Annotated in this window: 5 protein-coding genes; 3 read left to right on the plus strand and 2 right to left on the minus strand. The window is 47.1% G+C overall.

Annotated features, from left to right (window positions below):
- Positions 1-5: 5 nt before the first annotated feature.
- Complete coding sequence (cadR, locus tag B3850_RS02335) at positions 6-377, minus strand: Cd(II)/Pb(II)-responsive transcriptional regulator (protein WP_414654196.1); 372 nt, start codon at positions 375-377, stop codon at positions 6-8.
- A 102-nt stretch (positions 378-479) separates the two neighbouring features.
- Between cadR and B3850_RS02340 the strand changes: the two genes are divergently transcribed.
- The 3 genes from B3850_RS02340 (at position 480) to B3850_RS02350 (ending at position 5,786) form a co-directional block, all read left to right on the plus strand.
- Complete coding sequence (locus B3850_RS02340; RefSeq protein ID WP_286911324.1) at positions 480-1,385, plus strand: cation transporter; 906 nt, start codon at positions 480-482, stop codon at positions 1,383-1,385.
- Between the two features lie 216 nt (positions 1,386-1,601).
- Positions 1,602-2,735: an efflux RND transporter periplasmic adaptor subunit gene (locus B3850_RS02345; protein WP_202942482.1), complete on the plus strand. Its 1,134-nt coding sequence runs from the start codon at positions 1,602-1,604 to the stop codon at positions 2,733-2,735.
- Between the two features lie 3 nt (positions 2,736-2,738).
- The gene (locus tag B3850_RS02350) at positions 2,739-5,786 is read left to right on the plus strand and encodes an efflux RND transporter permease subunit (RefSeq protein WP_286872285.1); all 3,048 of its coding nucleotides are present in this window, start codon (positions 2,739-2,741) and stop codon (positions 5,784-5,786) included.
- Between the two features lie 1,192 nt (positions 5,787-6,978).
- On the opposite strand, the gene B3850_RS02355 is transcribed toward B3850_RS02350, so the two are convergent.
- Positions 6,979-8,493, minus strand: coding sequence for a transposase (locus tag B3850_RS02355; RefSeq protein ID WP_069945706.1), 1,515 nt, complete (start codon positions 8,491-8,493; stop codon positions 6,979-6,981).
- Positions 8,494-8,526 lie beyond the last annotated feature (33 nt).

The following is an 8,526-nucleotide window of genomic DNA, read 5'->3' on the forward strand; positions in this document are numbered from 1 at the left end:
AACCATTAAATCCGTATACCCAAATTGTGCAAAATGCCACACTGCTCAACGGTTCGCTCATTTGAGCAGCTGTTGCGCAAGGTTTTTAACTGTTGTCGAAGGTGGCTGAGTTCTTGAATTCGGGCTTCCACTTGCTCGATGTGTGTGTCGATCATTCGGTTGACGTCATCGCATTGTGTGTCAGGCGATCCGGTTAACGCTAACAGTTGCCGGATCTCTGATAAAGCGAGGTCAAGATTGCGGCAGTGCTTGATAAACATCAGCCGTTCAATGGCAGTTGCATCATACAAACGAAAATTCCCTTCGCTGCGCTGGGTAGATGCCAACAACTGTTCTTTTTCATAATAACGAATTGTCTGCACTGAGCAGCCGGTCATTTTCGCCAGTTCACCGATTTTCACCGCATTGATCTCCAACACTTGACTCTATAGTTACAATAGAGTTTAAACTGGGCACTACGGGTATAACAAGGGCTTTTTATGGCAGAGCAATGCAGCGGCACCTGCGGGACTGTGAACAATTCAGAGGGTTGTGTCACTCAGGATTCAGTAGACAAAGCAAAGATAGATACCGGTTACGTTAGCGAATACCGTGTAGCCAAGATGGATTGCCCTTCGGAAGAAGGCATGATCCGCATGGCGCTGGATAGCGTTAACCCAAAGGTGACGTTGGAATTTGATACCCCCAATCGAAAGGTTCGCATTTTTCACGGTGACAACGCGGCAACCATTGAGGCTCGAATGCACGCGCTTGGACTGGGGGCGACGCTTGAGCACACTCATCCAGTGGAAAATAATGTCTTCATCCAGGCTCAAGTATCGGCCCAACAAACGTCACAAAATGAAGCCCGTATACTCAAATGGTTGTTAGTCATTAATGCGGTCATGTTTGCGGTTGAAATCACGGTCGGCTGGCTGGCTCAATCCACGGGATTAATCGCCGACTCACTGGATATGTTTGCCGATGCTGCGGTGTATGGCGTATCGCTTTATGCCGTTGGGCACAGCGTTCGGATGAAGCTGCGCGCCGCACATTTGTCCGGCTGGTTGCAGGTGATATTAGCCTTAGGCGCCTTGAGTGAAGTATTGCGGCGATTTTGGTATGGCAGCGAGCCAGTTTCCAGCCTGATGATGAGCTTCGGTTTGGTCGCATTGATGGCTAATGCTTGGTGTTTGGTATTGATTGCTAAAAACAGAGATGGCGGTGCACACATGAAGGCGAGTTGGATTTTCTCCGCCAACGATGTCATTGCCAATCTTGGCGTCATTTTGGCGGGCTTTTTGGTCGCTTGGACGGGATCGCGGTATCCGGATTTACTGATCGGCCTCCTTATTGCTGTGATTGTGCTCAGTGGCGCACGTCGAATTTTACAACTTAAGTCCTAAGGTGCGGACCAAGTGGCTAAATTCAACGCTTTTACCGGCCGGACCTCTAAAAGACAGAAAGTTTTGTAACTTCGAAGGGTTACGGTTCAAAACTTACTTCACTTACAATTATAATTACTTATCAGATAGTTAGCCTTAATTTGGCGATTATTGTACAAATCCCGGTGTCCCCTCTTAGTGGGAATAAAAAGTGGTCTATTTAAATGGAGAGTTACCATGTTGTCTGAAAAAAGTCTCTTTCACAGCTTAGCCCTGCGCACTGTGATGGTATTTACTGCACTCGCTGGGTTAAGTGCATGTGAAGAAGCCCCCACGCCTCCCAAAGCAGTCTCATCAACACCGGTAACGCTTTACAAAGTGCAGCACTCAGACGAAACCATCGCTAAATTCCCGGGGCAAGTGGAAGCGGCTGAGTATTCAAACCTTTCGTTTCGCATTGGCGGCAAACTCCAAGAACTCAAAGTAAAAGCGGGCGAGGAAGTTAAAGAGAACCAACTTATCGCTAGACTTGATGATAGAGACGCGAAAGCACAGTTAGCCACTGCCCAGTCTCAGTTTGACGTGTCATCGGCTATGTTTGAACGCATGGAGGCTTCCGTTGAAAAAGGCGCGGTAAGCCGCTCTACTTTTGATGAAGCGAAAGCCAATTTTTTAGCCGCTAAAGCCAGTCTGACCAACGCACAGGACCAGCTAAGCTATACGGAGCTTCGCGCACCGTTTGCGGGGCTTATAGCGTCTGTTCCTGTTGAAAATTACCAAGTCATTGTACCGCAGCAAACCATTGCCGAGCTTCATATGCCTGGTGCAATCGACGTTACGTTTCAATTACCAGAGCAAAAAATGCGTATGATTGATCGCTCACGAGCCCGTGAAAATCGTACATCTGAAATGGCATGGGTGAGCTTTTCAGGTATGCCAGACAAGCGTTACGCGGCCATGTATAAGGATCACGAAAGCACCACGCGACAAGGCGAGCTTAGCTATGAGGTAACAATTACTCTGCCAGAACCAGACGACATCAATGTTCTAGCGGGCATGAGCGCCACCGTATTACTTGATATGTCGAAACTCATTGAGTCTAACGCAAAACTTTGGCTAGTGCCTTTTGGTGCGGTGGTTACCGACAATGCAAATCCAGACAAAGCGATTGTATGGCGTTTTAAACCCAGTGATAACGACGCGACGAGGGGCACCGTAGAAGCAGTAGAAGTGATGATTACGCGCGGTATTTCCAACGGTCTGTTAGTTGAAGGCCCGCTAAACGACGATGATAAAATCGTTGCTGCTGGAGCTCATCTTGTAAAAGAAGGCCAAGCTGTTACGGAGTGGACGAAAGAAGGGGGCCTATAAGCCATGGTCGAGTATTTTTTTCGTCAAAAAGTAATTAGCTGGATGGTCGCCATCATCTTGGGTGTTGGCGGCATTGTGACTTTTCTTGGCTTAGGTCAGCTAGAGTTTCCCGAATTCACCATTAGAAATGCTCTGGTTATTACTCAATACCCAGGGGCAACGCCTGAGCAAGTTGAGGAAGAAGTTACGCTGCAGCTTGAAAAGGCAATTCAGCGTATACCCAACGTGAAACGAATCAGCTCAGTAAACATGGTTGGGCTATCGCAAATTACCGTTGAGCTTAAAAGAAGTGTCCAGGCCAAGGACCTAGAGCAATACTGGGACAACTTGCGCCGTAAAGTGGGCGATGCACAAGCATCGCTGCCACCTGGCACCAGCACCTCGATTGTGAATGATGACTTTGGTGACGTTTTTGGCCTGCTGCTTACTCTTAAAAGCGAAGACTACTCCCTTAAGCAAATGGAAGACTTTGCAGATTTAATGCAGCGAGAGATTCAGCTTGTTGACGGTGTAAAAAAGGTGTCGATTGCCGGTACCGTTAATGAACAGATTATTGTGTCGTTAGATCACGATAAAATGAAAACCCTTAATGTTTCTGCAGAATCCATTGCTGGCCTTTTAACCGCGCAAAATGTAGTGGGCAACGCGGGTTCGATTAAGGTTCAGGGCAAGCGCCTGTCCATACAGCCCACTGGCGAATTTGATAACCTAGAAGCGTTAGGTCAGGTGGTGATTGGCTCACCGGCAAGCGCCCTTATTCGCTTAACAGATATTGCGACTATTGAGCGCAAGCTTAACGATACCCCTTCAATCCTTTATCACAGTTCTGGCACGCCGGCTCTGTCAATTGGTGTGTCGTTCGCGTCGGCGGTAAATGTAGTTGATGTAGGTAAACGGCTTGATAGCAAAATAGCCGAGCTAGAGCAGCGTATGCCCCTGGGTATGACGCTGGATACCGTTTACAACCAGCCTACAGTGGTCGACGATTCTGTAACTGGCTTTCTTATTAACCTTGTTGAAGCCGTGGCCATCGTTATTTTCGTGCTGCTACTTTTCATGGGCTGGCGCAGTGGCGTTCTGATGGGGCTCATTCTTGTGCTTACCATTCTCGGCACCTTTATATTGATGTCGGTAAAAGGCATTGAGTTGCAAAAAATCTCCTTGGGTGCGCTTATTATTGCTCTGGGCATGTTGGTCGACAACGCCATCGTGGTAACCGAAGGCATGTTGATTGGTGTGAGAAAAGGGCAAACCAAACTTCAGGCGGCAAAAGACGTGGTGTCGCAAAATGGGTTGCCGCTGCTTGGCGCGACTGTGATTGCCATCACCGCTTTTGCGCCAATTGGTCTATCGCCAGATGCCACAGGTGAATTCGTCGGCTCCCTCTTCTGGGTACTGTGCTTTTCGCTTTTCTTAAGTTGGATCACCGCACTTACCATTACCCCCTTCTTTTTCGACTTACTGTTTAAAACTGAAAAAGAGCGCGGTGCTAATGACGAAGATGACGACCCATATAAGGGCATTATTTTTACGGTATACAAGCGTGTGCTTACTGCTGCTATCAATCATCGTTACGTGACAATTGTACTGGTACTTGTTGCATTAGTAGGCAGCATGGCGTCAGGTAAATTCGTAAAAAATGCATTTTTCCCAGATTCATCCACACCGCTGTTTTTCGTCGATTTATGGTTGCCTGAAGGTAGCGACATCTTAACCACCGAGCAGTCTATTCGTCGCTTAGAAAACAACGTGTTAGGCATGGAGAATATCGCCAACGTAACAAGCGTTATTGGCGGTGGAGCACAGCGCCTTACCCTCACCTATGCGCCAGAAAACAGATACGCCAGTTATGGTCAGCTTATCGTTGAAACTGATACGGTTGAGTCTCGTGATGCTCGTATGCGAGAAATTATCGAGCTGGTGCGAGAAGACTTCCCTAATGTGCAATACAAGGTAAAAGCACTGCAAGTAGGCCCTTCTGCAAAAGCGGCAATTGAAGCGAGAATTTACGGACCAGAGCCTGAAGTTTTGCGTGAGATTAGCAGCGACATTGAAGCCATATTTCAAGCAGAGAAAACCATGGACAGCGTTCGCTTGTCGTGGAGCAACAAAGTCCCATTTGTTGAACCTGTGTTTCTGGAAGAACAAGCTAGGCGTATCGGCGTAACGCGAGATGCCGTTCACACCGCATTTTTACTGAACAATGAAGGTGAAACTGTGGGCCTTTACCGCGAAGGTAGTGATTTAATACCTATCGTCATGCGCAACGATCCAAACCAGCGCTATGACATAGATAACCTCGCCTCACTCAACGTATGGAGCCAAGAACAAGGTAAATATATAAGCATGGCTGATGTTATCAGCAATGTGGATGTATCGCTTGATAACCCTATCATCAAACGCCGCAACCGAGTGCGGATGCTGGCGGTTTCTGCAGAGCCCATGCCTTTATCCGGTGAGACGGCTGCGAGCGTGCAAGCTAAAGTTCGCCCTCTTGTAGAAGAGCTTAAACTGCCTGATGGCTACCACATTGAATGGGGCGGCGAATACGAGACATCAACAGACGCGCAAAGCGCCCTATTTGCAAGTATGCCTATTGGTATATTAGGTATGTTCATTATCACCGTTTTGCTGTTTGGCAAGCTTCGTCAGGCGTTAGCGATATGGGGCGTAATTCCACTCACCACTATCGGCATTATTGGCGGGTTGGTGCTAGTTGGTGCACCCTTTACGTTCATGGCGCTGCTCGGCAGCTTAAGCCTTATTGGTATGGTGCTTAAAAACGGGATCGTATTAATGGAAGAAATAAACGTACAGGCAAAGGGTAACAGTGGCGCATTCGATGCCGTAGTAGCCGCGTCAGTATCTCGTGTACGTCCCGTTTCAATGGCAGCCATCACCACCATACTGGGTATGATCCCGCTGTTTTCTGATGCGTTCTTCGCGTCAATGGCAGTTGTTATTGTATTTGGTCTGACCGTTGCCACCGTACTTACACTGCTTATATTGCCTGTGCTGCACTGTACGTTCCACGGTATAAAGTCAGAATAAAAAGCCTACAACCCACTCGTACAAAAAAAGCTGGCTCTCTTTTTAGGTTGTCAGCTTTTGCTCATACCATTCCCCTCTATCTTTGGTTTTAAACCAGCCGTCTTCGCTAAAACTTTCAGCAGTCACCTCGGTCATGCCCTCAGTTACTACACGTTCGGCGATGTAAGCAAGCGGTAGATAGGAAAAGAGTCTACCGCTGTGATTTACGATAAGCCACCTTGCGATATCGGCACAGGGACATGCATCTGCTCGAAATTTCTGTCATTCCAGCGAGAGCTGGAATCCAGAGCTGTTGGATTCTGAGTCGAGCTCAGAATGACGAGCGTGGTGGACCTCACCCTAAACTACCCAACATCATCACCCTGCCCCCCCTATCTTGTCACCCTGAACTTGATTCAGGGTCCACGTAACAAATGTATTAAATTCAGCAGGGCGCACAGCCTCAAATTTGGAACGGCTATATATTTTGGTCTAGAAGGACAACGAGGGTTCAGCGTGTCTGCACCTTTTATCTAACCCGTCAGAATTAACACATGCTGAACACACATGGACTGTATAAAAAATAAACAAAAAATATCTTGACCACCCCCTTCCCAATGCTAGGATATCCAAACATACACATATGTTTTTCAATTAAAAGCCGACCACAACTGCGTTAGAACATTGACACCCTATAACGATATCACCCTCTCTTAGTGCTGTAGGAGGTAAGTGCAAAAAGGACATTTTATGCTCAACCCTACATGCTTTGCTAAACCGTGCCAAACATTGACCATTAAGGCCCTTGCTACGCTCTTTTTGCTGGCGATAAGCGGATGGGTCAATGCCCAAGTAGCTAAATCAACCCAAGATCTGATAAAAGAACTGGAATCCGCATCAGCGACGTGCACCGGCGCTTGCCGAACTACCTGTAGCGACAGCGCTACTCTCCTAGCAGACTGGGGAACGGTCTCTGGTCATGAGCAAGAAGCGAGTATAAGAAATATTAACGCTATGTACTACCCACTGTGTCAGCTGTATTTAAGGCCAGTTGCACGTGTGTCAAATGGGTACTTTTCAGGAATCAGTGAAGTAGTTGTCATCAAGATAGACGCAATATAACTGGTCTTTGGTACTGAAATCCGCAATGAGATATGTGAAAGCCCTTACCTCAACATGTTGCATGTTCAAGTGATGGTCTGTTTTTTGTGCTTCATGCGCCAAAATCGAAGTCGCGTTGAATGATGTAGTCACTGAATGAGGCTGTGGCTGGTGGAGCTCGAAGTGGCGGCATTAGAGAATCGTTTTTTGCTTCAAGAAGAGTCTGCTTGTCAAGGTGCGCCAAAATCTTATGGATAACAGCCGGATCCGTAATACAAGTAATAATTTTGACGTTGGTTTTTTCACAAGCCTCACAGACTGTGATGTCAATATTGAATACTCTTTTTAACCTTTGTGCCCACGACATGCTTCGCGCATGGTATGGTTTATCTGAATCTTTCAGATGCTCTGCTAAGCGAGGGCTATTCTTACCGCGTTGTGAAGCCGTTACCTCGGCACGCACCTTAGCATTGGGAGCAAACACGCCATAAAACCTCGTAAGGTTTAGCCTCGGCACTGGCACCAGTGCCGCGAGCTTGCCTATGAAATCCAAGGGAGTAAAAAAGACATGTGTGGTACCGTCTTGATAGGGAGTTTTCAGTTGATATCTTACTTTTCCTGAATCGGTTAGACTCAATCGTTGCTCGCTTAACGCTGGCCTTGAGATATATCTGCATAGCCTTTCCAGTTTGTCAGTTTGATGGCTGTCTGCAAACACCCCAGCGTGTAAGCTAAAACCGTTTATTTGAGCTAATTGACCGTAATGTTGTTCGTCTTTGGCAGGTAAGGTTTGCAAGGCAAAGACTTTTTTGCCTGTATCTGGTCCTACAGCAATGCGGTAATTGACAGAGGCTGCTTGCAAGGGCAGTAAACTATCTTCGTCATCCATGGGTAAATCGAGAAATGTGTTGTCCATATCCCGTTGAACGAGCCCGGCCTTCTCCAAGTAGGTCGCGATGCGATGGCTAATGACATTCACGAGGGTTTCCATATCATTGTGGTTTGGTGCTTTAACGCACTTGAATTTGGACTGTCCACACTCCTGAGTGATAACGCCTTCCAAAAAGAGCATGTGAAAGTGAATATTGAGATTCAGTGCACTACCAAATCGCTGAATGTAAGTCACCGCTCCTGTGTTTGCTTGCTTCTTAAGATACCCAGCCCGATGCACAATATCGCAAGAAATAGCACGATGAATGATTTGCATGATTTTACTTAAGTGTTTGGGATACCTAGCTAGAAGTAGACGAAGCGGGATGGGTAAACTCAATACCCATTGGCGTACAGGGTAACCGTGAAGAACATCTTCAACTAACAACTTGGCACTTTCTGCCATCCTTCTTGCACCGCAACTTGGGCAAAATCCCCTGCGTTTGCAGCTGAACGCCAGCAGTTTCTCATGCTTGCAGTCGTCACAAACTACACGCAAAAAACCATGCTCAAGCCGACCACACCTAAGAAACTCTTCAAACTCTTTTACCACATGAAGTGGTAACGACTTCCCTTTTTGTGAAAGCTGCTTCTGAAATTCTGGGTAGTGGCGTTCGACCAATTGATACAGTAACGTCTGCTCTGGACGATGTCGTTTATAGGTATGAGAGTGAGTTACTAGCAATGGCGCCTTTATCTTGAATTGGCTGTAGTGGTCAACAAAACCCGG

It is taken from the genome of Idiomarina sp. UBA4520 (genome assembly GCF_002388365.1).
Taxonomy (GTDB): Bacteria; Pseudomonadota; Gammaproteobacteria; order Enterobacterales; family Alteromonadaceae; genus Idiomarina; species Idiomarina zobellii.

What these genes read in the sequence shown, in the direction of transcription:
- B3850_RS02350 (WP_286872285.1), top strand. Translation starts at nt 2,739, where the DNA reads ATGGTCGAGTATTTTTTTCGTCAAAAAGTAATTAGCTGGATGGTCGCC.
- B3850_RS02345 (WP_202942482.1), top strand. Translation starts at nt 1,602, where the DNA reads ATGTTGTCTGAAAAAAGTCTCTTTCACAGCTTAGCCCTGCGCACTGTG.
- cadR (WP_414654196.1), bottom strand. Translation starts at nt 377, where the DNA reads ATGACCGGCTGCTCAGTGCAGACAATTCGTTATTATGAAAAAGAACAG.
- B3850_RS02340 (WP_286911324.1), top strand. Translation starts at nt 480, where the DNA reads ATGGCAGAGCAATGCAGCGGCACCTGCGGGACTGTGAACAATTCAGAG.